General features: G+C 73.9%; 19 protein-coding genes. 13 read left to right on the forward strand and 6 right to left on the reverse strand.

Annotated elements, in window-relative coordinates; translation table 11 throughout:
• Window positions 1–23: 23 nt before the first annotated feature.
• The gene (dapD, locus tag NF338_RS17215) at window positions 24–1,016 is read right to left on the reverse strand and encodes a 2,3,4,5-tetrahydropyridine-2,6-dicarboxylate N-succinyltransferase (protein WP_264031909.1); all 993 of its coding nucleotides are present in this window, start codon (window positions 1,014–1,016) and stop codon (window positions 24–26) included.
• A 36-nt stretch (window positions 1,017–1,052) separates the two neighbouring features.
• Here dapD and dapE point away from each other — a divergent pair, with 36 nt between their 5' ends.
• The 6 genes from dapE to NF338_RS17245 all read left to right on the forward strand — a co-directional run bounded on the left by dapE (window position 1,053) and on the right by NF338_RS17245 (window position 7,158).
• Window positions 1,053–2,180 carry a succinyl-diaminopimelate desuccinylase gene (gene dapE / locus NF338_RS17220; RefSeq protein ID WP_264031910.1) on the forward strand — a complete coding sequence of 376 codons (1,128 nt, stop codon included), beginning with the start codon at window positions 1,053–1,055 and terminating at the stop codon, window positions 2,178–2,180.
• A gap of 10 nt (window positions 2,181–2,190) precedes the next feature.
• The gene (locus NF338_RS17225) at window positions 2,191–3,027 is read left to right on the forward strand and encodes a TIGR00730 family Rossman fold protein (protein ID WP_264031911.1); all 837 of its coding nucleotides are present in this window, start codon (window positions 2,191–2,193) and stop codon (window positions 3,025–3,027) included.
• A 13-nt stretch (window positions 3,028–3,040) separates the two neighbouring features.
• Entirely contained in the window at window positions 3,041–4,027 is a 987-nt protein-coding gene (folP, locus tag NF338_RS17230; protein ID WP_264031912.1) for a dihydropteroate synthase, read from the forward strand.
• Window positions 4,024–5,241: a hypothetical protein gene (locus NF338_RS17235; RefSeq protein WP_264031913.1), complete on the forward strand. Its 1,218-nt coding sequence runs from the start codon at window positions 4,024–4,026 to the stop codon at window positions 5,239–5,241. The genes folP and NF338_RS17235 overlap by 4 nt, the downstream gene beginning before the upstream one ends.
• Before the next feature lie 120 nt (window positions 5,242–5,361).
• Entirely contained in the window at window positions 5,362–5,529 is a 168-nt protein-coding gene (locus NF338_RS17240) for a DUF3117 domain-containing protein (protein ID WP_064506638.1), read from the forward strand.
• The gene (locus tag NF338_RS17245) at window positions 5,530–7,158 is read left to right on the forward strand and encodes a leucyl aminopeptidase family protein (protein ID WP_264031914.1); all 1,629 of its coding nucleotides are present in this window, start codon (window positions 5,530–5,532) and stop codon (window positions 7,156–7,158) included.
• A 12-nt stretch (window positions 7,159–7,170) separates the two neighbouring features.
• Here NF338_RS17245 and NF338_RS17250 read toward each other — a convergent pair whose 3' ends face one another.
• Window positions 7,171–7,776 (reverse strand): O-methyltransferase, encoded by a 606-nt coding sequence (locus NF338_RS17250; protein WP_269430019.1) that lies wholly within the window; start codon window positions 7,774–7,776, stop codon window positions 7,171–7,173.
• Window positions 7,777–8,028: 252 nt separating this feature from the next.
• Between NF338_RS17250 and sigE the strand changes: the two genes are divergently transcribed.
• The 7 genes from sigE to NF338_RS17285 all read left to right on the forward strand — a co-directional run bounded on the left by sigE (window position 8,029) and on the right by NF338_RS17285 (window position 14,331).
• The gene (sigE, locus tag NF338_RS17255; protein ID WP_412847129.1) at window positions 8,029–8,655 is read left to right on the forward strand and encodes an RNA polymerase sigma factor SigE; all 627 of its coding nucleotides are present in this window, start codon (window positions 8,029–8,031) and stop codon (window positions 8,653–8,655) included.
• A complete protein-coding gene (locus NF338_RS17260; protein WP_264031916.1) occupies window positions 8,652–9,617 on the forward strand; it encodes a zf-HC2 domain-containing protein in 966 nt (321 codons plus the stop codon). Before sigE ends, NF338_RS17260 begins: the two co-directional genes overlap by 4 nt.
• Complete coding sequence (locus NF338_RS17265) at window positions 9,614–11,071, forward strand: S1C family serine protease (protein WP_264031917.1); 1,458 nt, start codon at window positions 9,614–9,616, stop codon at window positions 11,069–11,071. Before NF338_RS17260 ends, NF338_RS17265 begins: the two co-directional genes overlap by 4 nt.
• A gap of 9 nt (window positions 11,072–11,080) precedes the next feature.
• A complete protein-coding gene (locus tag NF338_RS17270; protein WP_087471548.1) occupies window positions 11,081–11,428 on the forward strand; it encodes a twin-arginine translocase TatA/TatE family subunit in 348 nt (115 codons plus the stop codon).
• A 71-nt stretch (window positions 11,429–11,499) separates the two neighbouring features.
• Window positions 11,500–12,591, forward strand: a complete 1,092-nt coding sequence (trpS, locus tag NF338_RS17275) for a tryptophan--tRNA ligase (protein WP_264031918.1) — start codon at window positions 11,500–11,502, stop codon at window positions 12,589–12,591.
• A complete protein-coding gene (locus tag NF338_RS17280; RefSeq protein WP_264031919.1) occupies window positions 12,588–13,151 on the forward strand; it encodes a 2'-5' RNA ligase family protein in 564 nt (187 codons plus the stop codon). The genes trpS and NF338_RS17280 overlap by 4 nt, the downstream gene beginning before the upstream one ends.
• Before the next feature lie 70 nt (window positions 13,152–13,221).
• On the forward strand, window positions 13,222–14,331 hold the full coding sequence (locus NF338_RS17285) for a YihY/virulence factor BrkB family protein (protein WP_264031954.1): 1,110 nt from the start codon (window positions 13,222–13,224) through the stop codon (window positions 14,329–14,331).
• A 760-nt stretch (window positions 14,332–15,091) separates the two neighbouring features.
• Here NF338_RS17285 and NF338_RS17290 read toward each other — a convergent pair.
• The 4 genes from NF338_RS17290 to sdhC all read right to left on the reverse strand — a co-directional run bounded on the left by NF338_RS17290 (window position 15,092) and on the right by sdhC (window position 18,601).
• Window positions 15,092–15,859, reverse strand: coding sequence for a succinate dehydrogenase iron-sulfur subunit (locus NF338_RS17290; protein ID WP_087471552.1), 768 nt, complete (start codon window positions 15,857–15,859; stop codon window positions 15,092–15,094).
• Window positions 15,859–17,691, reverse strand: a complete 1,833-nt coding sequence (gene sdhA / locus NF338_RS17295; protein ID WP_264031920.1) for a succinate dehydrogenase flavoprotein subunit — start codon at window positions 17,689–17,691, stop codon at window positions 15,859–15,861. The genes NF338_RS17290 and sdhA overlap by 1 nt, the downstream gene beginning before the upstream one ends.
• 65 nt (window positions 17,692–17,756) lie before the next feature.
• Window positions 17,757–18,218, reverse strand: coding sequence for a succinate dehydrogenase hydrophobic membrane anchor subunit (locus NF338_RS17300; protein ID WP_047233508.1), 462 nt, complete (start codon window positions 18,216–18,218; stop codon window positions 17,757–17,759).
• Entirely contained in the window at window positions 18,218–18,601 is a 384-nt protein-coding gene (sdhC, locus tag NF338_RS17305; RefSeq protein WP_087471554.1) for a succinate dehydrogenase, cytochrome b556 subunit, read from the reverse strand. Before sdhC ends, NF338_RS17300 begins: the two co-directional genes overlap by 1 nt.
• Between the last annotated feature and the right edge of the window lie 12 nt (window positions 18,602–18,613).

The raw sequence follows: 18,613 nt of genomic DNA on the forward strand, positions 1-18,613 counted from the left end.
ACGCCGTCGTGCTCGTCGGCGGGTCAGTTGGCGTGCAGCGCGGCGTTGAGCTCGACGCCGGCGCCCGTGCGGGACACGGCCTCGACACCGCCGGTGAGCGAGTTGCGGCGGAACAGGATGCCGGATCGGCCCGACAGCTCGCGCGCCTTGACGACGAGCGGCTCGCCCGCGGCGTCGGTCTGCCCGACGACGGTCACCTTGGTCCCCGCCGTGACGTACAGGCCGGACTCGACGACGCAGTCGTCGCCCAGGGGGATGCCCAGGCCGGCGTTGGCGCCGAGCAGCGAGCGCTGCCCGACGGAGATGACCTCGCGGCCGCCCCCCGACAGGGTGCCCATGATCGAGGCGCCGCCCCCGACGTCGGAGCCGTCGCCGACGACGACGCCCGCGGAGATGCGGCCCTCGACCATCGAGGTGCCGAGCGTGCCGGCGTTGAAGTTGACGAAGCCCTCGTGCATGACGGTGGTGCCGGGCGCGAGGTGGGCCCCGAGGCGGACCCGGTCGGCGTCGGCCACCCGGACGCCCGAGGGGACGACGTAGTCGACCATGCGCGGGAACTTGTCCACGCCGTACACGGTGACGGTCTGCCCGGTCGCGCGCAGGCGCAGGCGCGTCTCCTCGAAGCCGTCGACGGCGCACGCGCCGTGGTTGGTCCAGACGACGTTCGTCAGCACGCCGAAGAGCCCGTCGAGGTTCTGCCCGTGCGGGGCGACGAGGCGGTGGGAGAGCAGGTGGAGGCGCAGGTACGCGTCGGCGGTGTCGGCGGGGGCGGCGTCGAGGTCGATCTCGGTCCGGACCACGACGACGTCCACGCCGCGCGGCTCGTCGCGCTCGGCGAGCGCGTCGAGCGAGGCGGGGACGGTCGTGTCCGCCGGGGCGCTGCCGAGCGCCGGGGAGGGGTACCAGACGTCGAGGGTCGTGCCGTCGTCGGTGACGGTCGCCAGGCCGTAGCCCCACGCCGTACGCGGCTCGGACGCGGCCGCCGAGGGGGCGGTCGCGGGGGTCGCAGAAGTCATGCGCCCCACCCTATCCGCCGCCGGTAGGGTGCTGGCGTGACCTCTCCCACCACCGGCACCACGCCCGTCCTCGACCTCCGCGGCGATCTCGTCGCGCTCTTCCGCGCCGTGTGCGACACGCCGTCGGTGAGCGGGGACGAGCAGGCGCTCGCCGACGCGGTCGAGACGGCGCTGCGGGCGTACCCGCACCTGGACGTCGTGCGCGACGGCGACACGGTCGTCGCGCGCACGTCGCTCGGCCGGGAGCGGCGCGTCGTGGTCGCGGGCCACCTGGACACGGTGCCGCTCACGGACCCGCCGAACCTGCCGACGCGCGTCGTGGGGGAGGGTGCGCACGCCGAGGTCTGGGGCCGGGGGACGGTCGACATGAAGGGCGGCGTCGCGGTCGCGCTCGCGCTCGCGGCCGAGCTCGACGCCCCGGCGCAGGACGTGACCTGGGTCTTCTACGACAACGAGGAGGTCGCGTCCGACCTCAACGGGCTCGGGCGCCTCGCGCGGAACCGCCCCGACCTGCTCGCGGCCGACTTCGCCGTCCTCGGCGAGCCGACGTCCGCGGGTCTCGAGGGCGGGTGCAACGGCACGCTGCGCGTCGACGTGCGTGTCCCGGGCGTGACGGCCCACTCCGCGCGTGCCTGGACGGGCTCGAACGCGATCCACTCTGCGCACGAGGTGCTCGGCCGGCTGGCGGCGTACGTCCCGCAGGAGATCGAGGTCGACGGTCTCGTGTACCGGGAGGGCATGAACGCGGTGGGGATCCGCGGTGGGATCGCGGGCAACGTGATCCCGGACGAGTGCGTGGTCACGGTGAACTTCCGGTTCGCGCCCTCGCGCACGGTCGCCGAGGCGGAGCAGCACGTGCGCGAGCTGTTCGCCGGCTTCGAGGTCGTGCTCACCGACGCCGCCCCGGGCGCGCGCCCGGGGCTGGACGACCCGCTCGCCGCGGACTTCGCCGCCGCGGTGCTGGGCGTCACGGGCGGCGCGCCGGCCCCGAAGTACGGGTGGACCGACGTCGCGCGCTTCGCCGAGCTGGGCGTCCCCGCGGTGAACTTCGGCCCCGGCGACCCGCTGCTCGCGCACAAGGACGACGAGCGCTGCCCGGTCGGCGAGCTCGCGCTGTGCCGCGACGCGCTGCGTGCGTGGCTCACGGCCGCCCCTGCGGCATAGGCTCGTGACCATGAGCGACACGGTGCGTGACCAGGGTTCCGACGACGGCCTGCCCCAGGCCGGGACGGGGTACCGCAAGGGCCCGGTGCTGCTGCGCGGGGACCAGATCCCGCGCCAGACGACGGACCAGCGACTCCTCGACACCGGAGGGAGCGCGGACTGGGTCCACTCGGACCCGTGGCGCGTCATGCGCATCCAGAGCGAGTTCGTCGAGGGTTTCGGCGCGCTGGCGGAGGTCGGCCCGGCCGTGTCGGTGTTCGGGTCGGCACGGACCAATCCGGAGCACCCGGACTACGCGCTCGCCGAGGACGTCGGCCGCCGCCTCGTCGACGAGGGCTTCGCGGTCATCACGGGCGGGGGCCCGGGCATCATGGAGGCGGCCAACAAGGGCGCGTCCGAGGCGGGCGGGCTGTCGATCGGTCTCGGCATCGAGCTCCCCTTCGAGCAGGGCATGAACCGGTACGTGAACCTCGGCGTGAACTTCCGCTACTTCTTCGCCCGCAAGACGATGTTCGTCAAGTACGCCCAGGGCTTCGTCGTCCTCCCGGGCGGGTTCGGGACGTTCGACGAGCTGTTCGAGGCGCTCACCCTGGTCCAGACGCACAAGATCACCGAGTTCCCGGTGGCGCTCGTCGGCACGGACTACTGGAGCGGCCTGCTCGACTGGGCCCGCACGGCGGTCGCGGGGCGCGGCATGATCAGCGCGCACGACCTCGACCTCGTCCACCTGTGCGACGACCCCGCCGAGGCCGTCGAGTACGTGTGCGACCGCGGCGCCGAGCTGCGCGCCGAGGAGCTCGAGGCGACCGAGGAGCTCGCGCGGGCGCAGGCCGGCGACGCGAGCTGAGGGCCGCGGCGCGATGACCTCACCCGGCCCCGCCGCGCCCGGGGAGCCGTCGGGCGGGCACCCCGACGTCGCACCCGAACCGCTGCCTCCCCTCGGGGTCCCACCTCGCGGCACGTCGCTCGTGCTGCGCGGGCGGGTCCTCGAGCGGCCCGCGGTGATGGCGATCGTCAACCGCACCGACGACTCGTTCTACGCGGGAGCGCGCCAGCTCGACGACCGGGAGGCTCTCGCCGCGGTCGAGCGTGCGGTCGTCCAGGGCGCCGAGATCCTCGACGTGGGGGGAGTGCGGGCCGGCGTCGGCCCGGTGGTGACCCCCGACGAGGAGGTCCGTCGCGTCGTGCCGTTCGTGGCGCGGGTGCGCGCGGAGTTTCCCGACCTGCTCGTGAGCGTCGACACGTGGCGGGCGGAGGTGGCGCACGAGGCGGCGCTCGCGGGCGCCGACCTCATCAACGACACGTGGGCCGGCCACGACCCGCGGCTGGTCGAGGTCGCGGGCGAGCACGGCGTCGGGGTCGTGTGCTCGCACACGGGCGGCGCGACGCCCCGTACCGACCCGTTCCGCGTCGACTACCCGGCCCGGCCGGGTGCGGCCGACCCGCGCGACGGCGTCGTCCAGGACGTCGTGACGACCCTCCGCGCGGCGGCGGAGCGGGCCGTCGCGTGCGGGGTCCCGCGGGCGTCGGTCCTCGTCGACCCCACGCACGACTTCGGCAAGAACACCTGGCACTCCCTGCACCTCCTGCGTCGGACCGAGGTCCTCGCGGGCCTCGGGTTCCCGCTCCTCATGGCGCTGTCCCGCAAGGACTTCGTGGGCGAGACGCTCGACCTGCCCGCCGACGAGAGGCTGGAGGGCACCCTCGCCGCGACGGCCGTCGCCGCGTGGCTCGGCGCGCGCGTCTTTCGCGCGCACGACGTCGCGGCGACCCGGCGCGTCCTGGACCTGGTCGCCGCGGTGCGCGACGAGGCGCCTCCGGCGGCCGCACTGCGGGGTCTCGCGTGACGACGTCGCGCGCCGCGGCCGGTCCGGGCGAGCGACCGCGGCTGCTGCGTCCGCCCACCTGGCCGTGGTGGGCGCAGGTCCTCGCGGTGTACGGCCTCGCGCGCGCGGTGAGCGCGGTGATCCTCCTCGTCGTCGCGAGGTCCCAGGAGGCGAACCCCTGGACGGACGCCGCGCCGTCGTACCTGCCGTACGTCGCGCGGATGTGGGACGCGAGCTGGTACGAGCAGATCTACGCGTCCGGCTACCCCGACACGCTCCCCGTGGGTCCTGACGGCGTCGTCGAGCAGAACGTCTGGGCGTTCTTCCCGCTCTTCCCGGCGCTGGTCCGGGCCCTCGACGCCGTCACCGGCCTCGGATGGGACGCGCTCGCGCCCACGGTCGCGCTCGCGTGCGGCGCCGGCGCCGTCCTCGTGATCCACCGGCTCGTCGCGACGGCGGGCGCCGCGGCGGTCGAGCGCAGGCCCGGCCTGCCGCTGGCGACCGTCCTGCTCGTGAGCGTCTTCCCGTCCAGCCCCGTCCTCCAGGTCGCGTACACGGAGTCCCTGGCCCTCCTCCTCGTGGCGTCCGCGCTCCTGCTGCTGGCGCGGCGTCGCTACGGGTGGGCGGCGCTCGTGATCGTCCTCCTCGGCTTCTCCCGCGCCGTCGCGCTGCCCATGGCGGCGGTCGTCCTGTGGCACGGGCTCGTCCGGTGGCGCCGGAGGGACCTGCGCGCGCCCGACGCCGCGCGCCTGGGCGGTCTCCTCGCGGTCGCCCTGGCCAGCGGGCTCGTGTGGCCGTGGGCGTGCAGCGTCGTCACGGGCGTGCACCAGGGGTACTTCCGCACGCAGGAGGCGTGGCGCGGGGGCGCGGAGATCGTGCCGTTCGTCCCGTGGGTCGACGTGTCGCGGTGGCTGACGGGCGACGCCGGTCCGTGGGTCCTCGCGCTCGTGCTGCTCGCGACGGCCGCGCTCGTGCTCAACCCGGTCGCCGCCCGGCTCGGCCCGGAGATGCACGCGTGGTCCGGCGCGTACCTCGCCTACCTGGTCGCGGCGATCCAGCCGGGCACCTCGATCGTGCGGTTCCTGCTGCTGGCCTTCCCGCTCGCGGCGGTGACCGTCGGGTGGACGCGGTCACGGCTCTGGCTCGCCGCCGTGACCGTCGCCGGCGTCGCGGGCCAGGTGTGGTGGGTGTGGTCGTTGTGGCGGCTCGTCCCGCCGTCCGGCTGGCCGCCGTGACCGGGACGCCCGGGATGTCGGCACGCGTGAACTAGACTGTCCCCGGGCGTCGTCCGAGGTCGGACGCCCCTCCTCGCGCGTGCGGGGTGGACTCGGGACAACGGAAATGGAGTGCCATCGATGGCTGCGATGAAGCCGCGGACGGGTGACGGGCCGCTGGAGGTCACCAAGGAAGGGCGAGGCATCGTCATGCGGGTCCCGCTCGAGGGTGGCGGACGCCTGGTGGTCGAGCTCAACGCGACCGAGGCCAGCGAGCTGGGTGAGGCGCTCCAGGCCGTGGTGGGCTGATTGCCCGCACGTGAGCGCCGGGCCTCCGGTCTCCCCGGGCTGCCGCGCACGCTGCCCGAGGTGGTCGGCGCCCGGGGCGCTCTGAGCGGAACGGCACTCCTCGACGACGCGCAGGTCGACGCCGTCGTCGTGGCTGTCGCGCCCCCGCGCGAGGCCGAGGACGGGTTGCAGCCGCGTGCCGGGACCGTCGACGCCACGGTGCGGTACGGCGTCGACCTCGCGGAGCTCGCCGAGCGCGCGGGCGGGCGCAGCTTCCGCGGCGCGTCCGGCGAGGTCGTGCGCGTCGACCTGCCTCGTGCCCACGGTGGGTCCGCGACGCGACTCCCGTGGGCCGGCCTGCCGCCGCGGATCCTGCTGCTCGGCCTGGGTGCCGGGACGGCGTCGGACCTCCGGCGTGCCGGTGCGGCCCTCGCCCGTGCGTCGCGCGGCCTGGAGCGCGTCGTCAGCGCCGCCACGGCCGACTCGGGTCCCGACGAGGTTCGCGCGTTCGTCGAGGGCTACCTGCTCGCCGCGTACGACCAGCCCCGGCGGAGCGGGTCCGCGCGGCCCGCGGCCGACGCGGCCGCCGAGCAGCTCGTGCTGCTCGCGCCCGAGGACCGGCCCGACGTCACGATGCCGATCGAGGCCGCGCACCGCGCGGCGGACGCGACCTGGCTGGTCCGCGACCTCGCCAACGTCCCGTCCGACGTCAAGGACCCGGCGTGGTTCGCCGACCGCGCCGTCGAGCTGGCCGACGCCCTCGGGCTCGACGTGACGGTCCGCGGTCCCGCCGAGCTCGGCGCGGAGGGCTTCGGGGCGATCCTGGCCGTGGGTGCGGGCTCGGCACGACCGCCGCGCCTCGTGACCGTCACCTACGACCCGGCCGACCACGGCGTCGTCCCGGCGGATGCGGGCGCCGACGTCCGGCACGTCGTCGTCGTCGGCAAGGGCATCACCTACGACACCGGCGGGCTCTCCATCAAGCCGCGCGAGGCGATGGTGCCGATGAAGACCGACATGGCCGGCGCCGCCGTCGCCCTCGCGGTGGTGCTCGGCGCCGCCGGCGCACGGTCCGACCGCCGGGTGACCGCGGTGCTCCCGCTGGCGGAGAACCACGTCGGCGCCGCGTCGTACCGCCCCGGGGACGTGCTGCGCACGTGGTCCGGCCGGACGGTCGAGGTCGCGAACACCGACGCGGAGGGCCGCCTGGTCCTCGCCGACGCGATCGCGTACGCCGTGGCCGAGCTCGCGCCCGACGTGCTCGTCGACGTCGCGACCCTCACCGGCGCGGCGAGCCTCGGCCTGGGCCGCGGGCACGGCGCGCTGTTCGCCACGGACGACGCCGTCGCCGGGGCGCTGGAGGAGGCCGCGACCGCCACGGGCGAGCGCGTGTGGCGCCTGCCACTCGTCGAGGACTACGCGAGCGCGCTGCGCTCCGACGTCGCCGACCTCCGCCACGTGCCCCTCGAGAGCCCGGGCGGCGGGTCGATCACGGCCGCGCTGTTCCTGCGCGAGTTCGTCGGGGACGTGCCGTGGGCGCACCTCGACGTCGCCGGTCCGGCGCGGGCGACGGCCGACCGGCACGAGGTCGTCGCCGGTGCCACGGGGTACGGCGCGCGGCTCCTGCTCGAGGCGCTCGACCGGCTCTGACCGTCGGGCGCGTCAGCGGCGCACGGCGAGGAGGAGGCCGTCGCCGCTCGGGAGCAGCGCGGGCAGGACGCGCTCGTCCGACCGCAGCGACCGGCCCACCTCGCGGACGATCGTCGTCACCTCGTCCCGCCGCGCGGGGTCGGCGACCCGGTCGTGCGACAGCGCGCCGTCGACCGCGAGCACGCCGCCCGGTCGCAGCAGCCGCAGGCCCTGCTCGACGTACTCGGGGTAGCTGTGCTTGTCCGCCCCCACGAGCACGAGGTCGTAGGCGCCGTCGGTGAGCCGGGGGAGGACCTCGCTCGCGCGGCCCGGGATGGTGCGGGTCCGCGCCGAGGGCACGCCCTCCTCCGCGAACGCCTCCTTGGCCGCGCGCTGGTGCTCGACCTCGACGTCGATCGTCGTGAGCACGCCGTCCGCCGGCATGCCGCGCAGCAGCCAGAGGGACGCCACGCCCGTGCCGGTGCCGATCTCGACCACCGCGCGGGCGGCCAGCGACGCCGCGAGCACCTGCAGGACCGCACCCACGCCGGGGAGCACCGTCGGGCAGCCGAGCTCGGCGGCGCGGTCCCGCGCACGCAGGAGGACCTCGTCCTCGGGGACGAACTCCTCGCTGTACACCCAGCTCGCCGCCTTGGCGCTGCGGTGGGTGCCGACGTCGCTGGTGATCGGTGCCTCCTGGTGGTCCGTCGTCCGCGCGTGCGGCCCAGGGACGGGTCGTCCCGGGCCGGTGCGCTGTCTCGGATCGTACCCGCCCCCTCCCACGGCGGCCCGTTCCCGCGCCGCGCGTGTGTGCACGGGCCGTGGACGTCGCGCGCACGTCCCGCGCGAGAGGGGGAACACGGCGAGGGTGCCGGACGTTCTTCTGGGACGATGGACGACGTGGACGACGCACGACCAGGGACGAGCACGCACGGGACGCAGGACGGGAGCGCGTGGGTGCCGCCGTCGTGGGACGAGATCGTCCGGGAGCACTCGGCGCGCGTGTACCGCCTCGCGTACCGCCTGACCGGGAACCGGCACGACGCCGAGGACCTCACGCAGGAGACGTTCGTCCGGGTGTTCCGCTCGCTGTCGAGCTACACCCCGGGCACGTTCGAGGGCTGGCTGCACCGGATCACGACGAACCTCTTCCTCGACCAGGTCCGGCGCAAGCAGCGCATCCGCATGGAGGCCATGGGTGACGACGACGGGCAGTACCCGGCCCGCGCCGAGGCCCAGCCGGAGCGCGGCTTCGAGCACGCCAACCTCGACCACGACGTCCAGCGCGCGCTCGACGCGCTCTCGCCCGAGTACCGCGCCGCCGTCGTGCTGTGCGACATCGAGGGCCTGTCCTACGAGGAGATCGCCGTGACGCTGGGGATCAAGCTCGGCACGGTCCGCTCCCGCATCCACCGCGCGCGGTCCCAGCTCCGCGCCGCGCTGCCGCACCGCGACCCCGCGGAGCGCCCGGCGTCGGACGACGTGCCGACGCCCGTGGCCGCCCGGGGGGCGGCGTGACGCACCTCGGCTCCCGCCTCTCCGCTCTCGTCGACGGGCAGCTCACGCCCGCCGAGGCGGAGCGCGCCCTGGAGCACGTGGCGTGCTGCCCACGGTGCGCCGCCGAGCTGGCGGCGGCGCGCGCCGCACGACGCGCGCTGAGCTCCGCCGGGCCGGTCGAGCCCGCGCCCGACCTCGCCGCCCGCCTGCTCGCCCTGTCGGCCCAGATCCCCTCGACCGACGGCGACCCGTTGCGCTCCGCTCCCGTCGCGGGCGACCCCTGGGCGCAGCCCGTCCCGCTCCCGCGCGGTGCATGGAGCGGGGAGGTGCGTCGGGGGGCGGTGCGCCGACGGGTCGTCGGGCTGGTCGTCGGTGGTGTCGGCGTCGCGGCGGTCGGTCTCTTCGCGCTGGGGGAGAGCCCGGTGGTCACTCCCGACCTGCATCGCAGCGACCCGCTCAGCGTGCTGGCGCAGGCGGCGCCCCGGGCCACCGGGGCGCTCGTCGTGGGAGGGGTGCGCACCGCGGACCAGGCCGAGGCGGACGGTACCGCTCCCGGCGGCGACGGGGCCGCGGCGCTCGCGGCGCTCGACGCCCAGGGCTGGACCTGCCCCACGGCGCTCCCGGAGGGTTTCAGCGTGGTCGACGTCCGGGACGACGCCGCGCGCGGCGTCGTCGAGATCGACCTCGAGGCGCCCGGCGGCGAGGCCGTGGTGCGCGAGCAGTCCGGTCTTCTGGACACGGCCGCGCTCGGCGGCGGGGAGACGTGGGACGTCGGCGGTCGCCAGGTGCACGTGCTCTCCGTGGCGCCGTGGCACGTGGTCTGGCAGTCCGGCGACACGGTGATCGACGTCGTCGCGGACACGGAGCAGGAGACGGTCGCCGCCCTCGTGGCGGCCTTCCCGGCACGTGACTACGATGCCGGGGTCCCGGCGCGCATCTCCCGGGGCTGGACGACCATGACAGGAGCGCTCGGCACCTCATGACCGACCCCCAGACCGGCCCTCAGACCGGCCCGGAGCAGCCCGCGGCGCCCGACGCCGCGCGCAACCCGTTCGCGCCGCCGTCCGCCTACCGCAGCGTGCCGCCCGTCCCGCCGTCGGCCGGCCCTGGCCCGGTCCCGCCCCCGCCGGGGGCGGTCGCCCCGCCCCCGGGCGTGCCACCGCAGCCGTCACCGGTCCCCGCCCCGGTCGTCGCACCGGGTGCCACGGCAGGTCCCTCCGACCCGTGGCAGACCCTGCGCTCGTTCGGCGAGCCCGAGCCGCCCTCGGCGCCGACGCGACCCGGCGGGTCGGTCGACCCGACGCTCGTCGGCGTCCCGCGGGGTGCTGCCGGCCCGCCGACCCGACGCGGGCTGCGTCCCGCCGTGGTGGCGGGCGTCGCCGCGCTCGCGCTCGTCGCCGGCGCGCTCGGTGGCGTCGTCGCCGACCGGTTCCTCGGGCAGGACACGCCCGGCCCGTACACCTCGGCCCTGCCGCCGGCGAGCGTCGAGCCGGGCGCGGACCGCCCCGCGGGCTCGGTGGCGGACATCGCCGCCACGGTGCTGCCGAGCGTCGTCTCGCTCCAGGTCCGCGGGACCGACGGCGTCGCCACGGGGTCCGGCTTCGTCCTCCGCGAGGACGGGTACATCCTCACGAACAACCACGTGGTCGCGGGGGCCGCCGACGGCGGAGACGTCGTCGTGCTGTTCTCCGACGGGCACGAGAGCCCGGCCGAGCTGGTCGGTCGGACGGTCGACTACGACCTGGCCGTCGTGAAGGTCGACGACTCGGGGCTCACGCCGCTCGCGCTCGGCGACTCCGACGCGGTCGTCGTCGGGGACCCCGTGGTCGCCGTCGGGGCCCCGCTGGGCCTCAACGGGACCGTCACCACGGGCATCATCAGCGCACTGAACCGTCCGGTCCAGGCCGGTGCCGCGGCCGAGACGGCGTTCATCAACGCGATCCAGACCGACGCGGCGATCAACCCGGGCAACTCCGGGGGCCCGCTCGTCAACGGGCGCGGCGAGGTCGTGGGCATCAACTCCGCCATCGCCCAGCCGCCGGGCAGCCAGTCGGCGACCGGGAGCATCGGGCTCGGCTTCGCCATCCCGTCCAACCAGGCGCGCCGGACCGCGGAGCAGCTCATCGCCGACGGCGTCGCGACGTACCCGGTGATCGGCGTGCTGCTCGACCAGCGGTACCAGGGCGAGGGCGTCCAGGTGTCGACCGACTCGCAGTCCGGGACGCCCGCCGTCACGCCCGACGGCCCGGCCGACGCCGCCGGGATCCGGCCCGGGGACGTGATCCTCACCATCGACGGTCGGCCCGTCACGGAGTCGGACGAGCTCATCGTCGCCATCCGGGCGAAGGCCCCGGGGGACGCCGTGACCCTGCGGGTCCGGACGGGCGACCAGGAGCGCGACGTCCGCGTCGTCCTCGACGAGGCCACGAGCGAGTAGTCTGTCGGCGTGTTCGGGATCAACGGAGCCGAGTTCATCGTGCTCCTCGTCGTGGCGGTCGTCGTCATCGGTCCTGAGCGCCTGCCGCGCTACGCGGAGCAGCTCGGGTCGTTCGTCCGCTCGGCCCGGGGGTACCTGCGGGAGGCCAAGGCCCGCGTGGACGCCGAGATCGGCGACGAGATCTCGGACGTCGACTGGTCGAAGCTCGACCCCCGCCAGTACGACCCGCGTCGGATCGTGCGCGAGGCGCTCCTCGACGACGAGCCCGTGCGCGAACGGGTCGCGCCGCCCCCGCCGCCGGCGCCCTCTCCCGTGCCGCCGGGCAGCCCGGCGCCGTTCGACGACGAGGCCACCTGACGCCGTCGCCGACCGTCCGCACGACGGGAGGCGATTCGTTCCGGCGCGGCACCACCTGTCAGAATGGGGCAATGTCCATCGAGGCGACGCACACCGGTCCGGCACCGGTCCCGGAGACCGCGCAGGCGGACGGGAACCCGACGAGCACCAAGCCACGGATCCTCTCCGGCATGCAGCCCACGGAGGACTCGCTGCAGCTCGGGAACTACATCGGCGCCCTGCGCCAGTGGGTCGCGCTCCAGGACTCGTACGACGCGCTGTACTGCGTCGTCGACCTCCACGCCCTGACGGTCAACCCGGACCCGGAGCGCCTGCGCGAGCGGACGCGTCGCACGGCGGCGCAGTACCTCGCCGGCGGCGTCGACCCGGAGCGGTCCGCCCTGTTCGTGCAGTCGCACGTGCCGCAGCACGCCGAGCTCTCCTGGGTGCTGTCCTGCCAGACGGGCTTCGGCGAGGCCGGTCGCATGACCCAGTTCAAGGACAAGTCCGCGAAGCAGGGTGCCGACGGCACGACCGTGGGGCTGTTCACCTACCCCGTCCTCATGGCGGCGGACATCCTGCTCTACGACGCGGCCCTCGTGCCGGTCGGAGAGGACCAGCGCCAGCACCTCGAGCTCACCCGTGACCTCGCCGAGCGGCTCAACGCCCGCTTCGGTGACGGGACGGCCGTCGTGCCGGAGGCGCACATCGTCCGCTCGGTGGCCAAGATCTACGACCTGCAGGAGCCGACGGCGAAGATGAGCAAGTCGTCGTCGAACGGCAAGGGCGTCATCTGGCTCCTGGAGGACCCGAAGACCGCCGCGAAGCGGATCCGGTCCGCCGCGACGGACTCGGGCACCGAGATCCGGTACGACCCGGTCGCCAAGCCCGGCGTGTCGAACCTGCTCACCATCTACTCCGCGCTGACCGGTCGCGACGTCGAGGCGATCGCCGCGGAGTACGACGGCCAGGGGTACGGGCGGCTCAAGGTCGACCTCGCGGACGTCGTGGTCGACTTCCTCGTCCCGTTCCAGGAGCGCGCCAACACCTACCTCGCGGACCCGGCGGAGCTCGACGCCGTGCTCGCGCGGGGCGCCCAGAAGGCGCGCGACATCGCCGCCGGGACGCTCGCGCGCATCTACGACCGCGTCGGCCTCCTGCCCGTCGGAGGGCCGACCGCGTGAACCTCCCGGAGCGTGGGCCGGACCAGGTGCGGATCGGCATCGCGATCGAGGTGCCCGAACCCTTCGCGACGCAACTCCAGGACGCGCGCGCACGGTTCGGCGACCCGCTCGCACGGTCCATCCCGCCGCACGTCACGCTCCTCGGGCCCACGGTGCTCGACCCGGTCGGGCTCGACTCGGCGCGGACGCACCTCACCGCCGTCGCTGCCACCGCGGCACCGTTCCAGGTCCACCTGCGCGGCAGTGCCACGTTCCGGCCGATCTCGCCCGTGGTGTTCATCCAGGTGGTCGAGGGCATCGCCGAGTGCGAGCACCTCGAGCGCACGCTCCGCACCGGTCCGCTCGCCCAGGACCTCCGGTTCAACTACCACCCGCACGTGACCGTCGCGCACGAGGTGCCGGACGCCGCGCTCGACGCGGCCTTCGACGAGATGGCCACCTACGAGGCGCGGTTCGAGGTCGCCGGCTTCTCCCTCTACGAGCACGGCGACGACGGCGTGTGGCGCCCGGAGCAGGTCTTCCCGCTCACCGCGGATGCCGGGACCGTGACCGCCTCGTAGGGTTCGGGTCGTGACGTCGCCCCCGCCTGCCGCCCCCAGCGCCGTCAGGCGCACGAGGGAGCGCGTGGAGATGCTCGTCGAGTGGTGGAAGGACAGCCGCCCCGGGCGCGCGACCTACCGCTACCTGTACGCACGCGGCGCGCTGCTGTGCGGCGGCATCGCCTACTCGGCGCTGTTCTCCCTCTTCGCCGCGCTGACCATCGGCTACACCGTCTTCATGCAGGTCCTCGGTGGCAGCCAGGAGCTCATGGACGCCGTGTTCGGCGAGATCAACGAGCTCGTCCCCGGCCTCATCGCGGTCGACGGCGAGAACGGCGTGATCGACCCCGACCTCCTGCTGCTCGATCCCGGCCTCAGCGTCACGAGCATCGTCGCCGGGGTCGTGCTGCTCTTCTCCGTCGTCTCCTTCATGTACCACCTGCGCGGCGCCGTCCGGACGATGTTCGGCGTCAGCGACGTCGGCCAGAGCGCCGTCCTCGCCCGGGCGCGCGCCCTCCTCGGCTTCTTCCTCCTCGCGCTGAGCATGCTCGTCTCCGCCGTCGCCAGCATCGCCGTCTCCTCGATCGGCTACCAGCTCCTGGAGGCGCTCGGGCTCTCCGGCGGACCCGCGATCCTCGTCACCGGAGCCGGCCTGGTGGTGAGCATCCTGCTCGACGCCCTGGTCGTCGTCGTGGTGGTCACGCTGCTGGCGGGCGTCCACGTACGCCGCCGCGACCTGCTCGTCGGGTCGCTCACCGCCGCCGTCGCGTTCGGCGTGCTCCGCTACCTCGGGTCGTCGTTCGTCGCCGGCAGCGCCAGCAGGAACGCGCTCCTCGCCTCCTTCGCCGTCCTCGTCACGCTCCTCATTCTCGTCAACTTCACCGCGCGCATCCTCCTCGCGGTGTGCGCCTGGATGGCGGACCCGCCCCGCCCGCCCGACCCCGAGCCCGACGGCCCCCGGCACGCCCGCGACGGCCGCCCCGAGCTCCCCGTGGTCGACGGCACCCCCACGACCGACGCCCGGCACGCGCGCGTCGCCCGCCACGCCGCGACCGAGGGCGCCGCGACCGAGGGCGCCGCGGGCTCCGTCGTCGTGGCCGCGTCGACGGAGGAGCTCCTCCGCGCCGGGCAAGGGTCCGGCAGGCCCTGGAGCCCGATCGTCCGCGGCGTGCGCCGCGCACGCCTCCCGCGCGGCGCGTAGCGCTCGACGTCTGCGCCGGGTTCGTGGTCGGGGTTGGGGTTTCGTGCCCGCGTGGTGGGGTGCGATGGGGTCCGGGTTTCGTGCCCGCTGGGTCGGGTCCGCGGTTGTCGGTGCGTCTCCTGCTCGCTGAGTCGGGTCCGCGGTGGGGTCGGACCGTGTGCTCGGACTGGCGCACCGTCACCCTGGTCTCTCGGGCGGGGGTTCTAGGAGTGCGCCTCTGACGTCCTTCGCACACGGTCCGACCCCACCGCTCGTCCTGGCCGTCACCACACGACCCGCGGCCTGGGTTCGGCGGTCATGGTCGGCCCGGGCGGGCGGGCGGTCGTGCCACCGGTGGTGGGGCGGTTCCTGGCCGAGATGCGAGAAGTGGCCCTCCGGGCCTCGTCCCAGGGGCCATTTCTCGCTTCTCGTCACCTCGCGCGCGGCTCGTGTCGGGACGGGACGGCGTTGGCCGGGTCCCGCCGAGTGCGACGGGCCGGCTGGCCAACGGCTCAGGGGCCTGGGGGCTGGGGGAGTTCCGACGGGTGCGGGCTGCCGGGAGCTGTCAGCGCTGGAAGGGGGCCGGGTCCGTGGGGCGCTGACGGCTTCGTCGGGGTGGGAGCAACCCACGGGCGTGGCGCGTCGACCGGGTGCCGGACGTGACCATGCAGGCAGCCCCACCCGGTCACGGCACGATCACGTGGACCGCGAAGACCCCGTACGCACGACGCAGGGCGCCGACCGTGACGGTCGGCGCCCTGCGTGCGGGACGTGCGAGGGATCAGAAGGCGCGCGTGATCATCGCGCGCTTGACCTCCTGGATCGCCTTGGTGACCTCGATGCCGCGGGGGCAGGCCTCGGTGCAGTTGAAGGTCGTGCGGCAGCGCCACACGCCCTCCTTGTCGTTGAGGATCTCGAGGCGCTGCGTGGCGCCCTCGTCGCGGCTGTCGAAGATGAACCGGTGCGCGTTGACGATCGCGGCGGGGCCGAAGTACTGGCCGTCGGTCCAGAACACCGGGCACGACGACGTGCACGCCGCGCACAGGATGCACTTGGTGGTGTCGTCGAAGCGCTCGCGCTGCTCGGCGGACTGCAGGCGCTCCTTGCTCGGCTCGTTCCCGGACGTGATGAGGAACGGCATGATCTCGCGGTAGGACGCGAAGAACGGCTCCATGTCCACGACGAGGTCCTTGACCACGGGCAGGCCCTTGATGGGCTCGACCGTGATGGGCTTGTCGGGGTTGACGTCCTTGAGCAGCGTCTTGCACGCGAGACGGTTGCGGCCGTTGATGCGCATCGCGTCGGAGCCGCACACGCCGTGCGCGCACGAACGACGGAACGTGAGCGAGCCGTCGTTCTCCCACTTGATCTTGTGGAGGGCGTCGAGCACGCGGTCGGTGCCGTGGGCCAGGACGGTGAACTCGTCCCAGTACGCGTCCTCGCCGTGCTCCGACTCGGGGAGGTAGCGCCGGATACGGAGCGTGACCTCGAACGAGGGGATCTCGCCGGCCTTGGCCTCGGGGGCGGGGCTCTCGAGTGTGGCAGTCATCAGTACTTCCGCTCCATGGGCTCGTACCGGGTCTGGGTGACGGGCTTGGAGCCCAGGGCGACCTTGTAGCCGTCGAACGCCTCGACGTGGTCGAAGTAGCCGGCGACGTGACCGTCGGCGACGTCGCTGGCCGACGTGGGGCGGCGGTACGCCATCGTGTGCAGCATGTAGTTGGCGTCGTCGCGGTTCGGGAAGTCCTCGCGGTAGTGGCCGCCGCGCGACTCCTTGCGGTTGATGGCCGCGACGACCGTGACCTCGGCGATGTCGAGCAGGAAGCCGAGCTCGATGGCCTCGAGGAGGTCGGTGTTGAACATCCGGCCCTTGTCCTGGACCGAGACGTTCTTGTACCGCTTCTGCAGGTCGCGGATGTCCGCGAGGGCCTGGTTGAGCGACTCGCCGGTGCGGAACACCTGGGCGTTGGCGTCCATGGTCTCCTGCAGGGCCTTGCGCACGTCGGCGACGCGCTCGCCGTCGGGGCGGTTGCGCATCTCCTCGAGCTGCGCGATCACGGCCGCGGCAGGGTTCTCCGGGAGCTCGGTGTACGACGCCGTCGCGGCGTACGCGGCCGCCGTGCGGCCGGCACGCTTGCCGAAGACGTTGATGTCGAGCAGCGAGTTGGTGCCGAGGCGGTTGGAGCCGTGGACGCTCACGCACGCGACCTCGCCGGCGGCGTAGAGGCCCTTCACGACGTTGTGGCTGTCGCGCAGGACCTCGGCCTCGACGTTGGTCGGGATGCCGCCCATCGCGTAGTGCGCCGTCGGGTACACGGGCACGGGCTCGGTGTACGGCTCGATGCCCAGGTACGTGCGGGCGAACTCGGTGATGTCGGGGAGCTTTGCGTCGATGTGCGCGGGCTCGAGGTGCGTGAGGTCGAGCAGGACGTAGTCCTTGTTCGGCCCGGCGCCGCGTCCCTCGCGGACCTCGTTCGCCATCGAGCGGGCGACGATGTCGCGCGGTGCGAGGTCCTTGATCGTCGGGGCGTAGCGCTCCATGAACCGCTCGCCGTCGGCGTTGCGGAGGATGCCGCCCTCGCCGCGCGCGGCCTCCGACAGGAGGATGCCGAGACCGGCGAGGCCCGTCGGGTGGAACTGGAAGAACTCCATGTCCTCCAGGGGCAGGCCGCGGCGGTACGCGAGGGCCATGCCGTCGCCCGTGAGCGTGTGCGCGTTGGACGTCGTCTTGAAGATCTTGCCCGCGCCGCCGGTGGCGAAGATGATCGCCTTCGCCTGGAAGACGTGGATCTCACCGGTCGCCAGGTCGTACGCGACGACGCCGGTCGCGGTGACCGGCTCGCCGTCGGGGATCTCGCCCGTGGACAGGTCGTGGTCCGTGATGAGGTCGAGGACGTAGAACTCGTTGAAGAACTCGACGTCCTGCTTGACGCACTGCTGGTAGAGCGTCTGGAGGATCATGTGGCCGGTACGGTCCGCGGCGTAGCAGGAGCGGCGCACCGCGGCCTCGCCGTGGTTGCGGGTGTGCCCGCCGAACCGGCGCTGGTCGATGCGGCCCTCGGGCGTGCGGTTGAACGGCAGGCCCATGCGCTCGAGGTCGAGGACCGCGTCGATGGCCTCCTTGGCCATGATCTCCGCGGCGTCCTGGTCGACGAGGTAGTCGCCGCCCTTGACCGTGTCGAACGTGTGCCACTCCCAGTTGTCCTCCTCCACGTTCGCGAGCGCGGCGCACATGCCGCCCTGCGCGGCGCCCGTGTGGGAGCGCGTGGGGTAGAGCTTGGAGATGACGGCCGTGCGGACCTTGCCGGACGACTCCAGCGCCGCGCGCATCCCGGCGCCGCCTGCGCCGACGATGACGACGTCGTACTGATGGGTTTGCATCGGGGTCGATGCCTCCTGGGAGAGAGCCGGGTGGAGCGAGAAGACGGGGGCGAGTTGCGGGGGTGCTAGGCCGTGCAGAACGACGCGAGCAGCTCGGCCGGCGCGTTCGCGGGGCACGGGTCGAACGTGAAGATCACGAGCGTGCCGAGGACCGTGACGATCGTGAAGGCGAGGTACAGCGCGAGCTTGAGGACGAGGCGAGTGCCGTCACGCTCGGCGTAGTCGTTGATGATCGTGCGCACGCCGTTGGTGCCGTGGAACATGGCCAGCCACAGCATGAGCAGGTCCCAGATCTGCCAGAACGGCGAGGCCCACTTGCCGGCGACGAAGCCGAAGTCGATGGCGTGCACGCCCTCGCCGACCATGAGGTTGACGAAGAGGTGCCCGAAGATGAGGACGATCAGCACGACGCCGGAGGCGCGCATGAAGATCCAGCTGTACAGCTCGTAGTTGCTGCGCGTGGCCTTGCGGCGCTTGTACGGGTCGCGCGGGCTCGCGACCGCCGAGGCCGTGGTCGTGGTCGACATCAGTGCCCCCCTCCGAAGACGTTCATGAGGTGACGCGGCAGGAAGCCCGCCATCGTCACGACGAACAGGCCGACGACGATCCACAGCATGGTGCGCTGGTACCGCGGGCCCTTGGCCCAGAAGTCGATGAGGATGATGCGGATGCCGTTGAAGGCGTGGAAGACGATGGCCGCGACCAGTCCCGCCTCGCCCAGGCCCATGATCGGCGTCTGGTACGTCCCGATGACGGCGTTGTAGGCCTCGGGCGAGACCCGGACGAGCGCCGTGTCGAGCACGTGGACGAGCAGGAAGAAGAAGATGAGCACGCCGGTCACGCGATGCGCGACCCACGACCACATGCCTTCACGGCCGCGGTAGAGCGTGCCAGCTGGTGCACTCGGCACTTTGGGGGCCTC

It is taken from the genome of Cellulosimicrobium sp. SH8, assembly GCF_025818875.1.
GTDB lineage: Bacteria > Actinomycetota > Actinomycetes > Actinomycetales > Cellulomonadaceae > Cellulosimicrobium > Cellulosimicrobium cellulans_D.

Excerpts from the sequence above, each read along its gene's own strand:
- NF338_RS17240 (WP_064506638.1), top strand. The coding sequence starts at position 5,362 with ATGGCTGCGATGAAGCCGCGGACGGGTGACGGGCCGCTGGAGGTCACC.
- NF338_RS17285 (WP_264031954.1), top strand. The coding sequence starts at position 13,222 with ATGCTCGTCGAGTGGTGGAAGGACAGCCGCCCCGGGCGCGCGACCTAC.
- folP (WP_264031912.1), top strand. The coding sequence starts at position 3,041 with ATGACCTCACCCGGCCCCGCCGCGCCCGGGGAGCCGTCGGGCGGGCAC.
- dapD (WP_264031909.1), bottom strand. The coding sequence starts at position 1,016 with ATGACTTCTGCGACCCCCGCGACCGCCCCCTCGGCGGCCGCGTCCGAG.
- NF338_RS17290 (WP_087471552.1), bottom strand. The coding sequence starts at position 15,859 with ATGACTGCCACACTCGAGAGCCCCGCCCCCGAGGCCAAGGCCGGCGAG.
- NF338_RS17225 (WP_264031911.1), top strand. The coding sequence starts at position 2,191 with ATGAGCGACACGGTGCGTGACCAGGGTTCCGACGACGGCCTGCCCCAG.
- NF338_RS17300 (WP_047233508.1), bottom strand. The coding sequence starts at position 18,218 with ATGTCGACCACGACCACGGCCTCGGCGGTCGCGAGCCCGCGCGACCCG.
- trpS (WP_264031918.1), top strand. The coding sequence starts at position 11,500 with ATGTCCATCGAGGCGACGCACACCGGTCCGGCACCGGTCCCGGAGACC.
- sigE (WP_412847129.1), top strand. The coding sequence starts at position 8,029 with ATGGACGACGTGGACGACGCACGACCAGGGACGAGCACGCACGGGACG.
- sdhA (WP_264031920.1), bottom strand. The coding sequence starts at position 17,691 with ATGCAAACCCATCAGTACGACGTCGTCATCGTCGGCGCAGGCGGCGCC.
- NF338_RS17265 (WP_264031917.1), top strand. The coding sequence starts at position 9,614 with ATGACCGACCCCCAGACCGGCCCTCAGACCGGCCCGGAGCAGCCCGCG.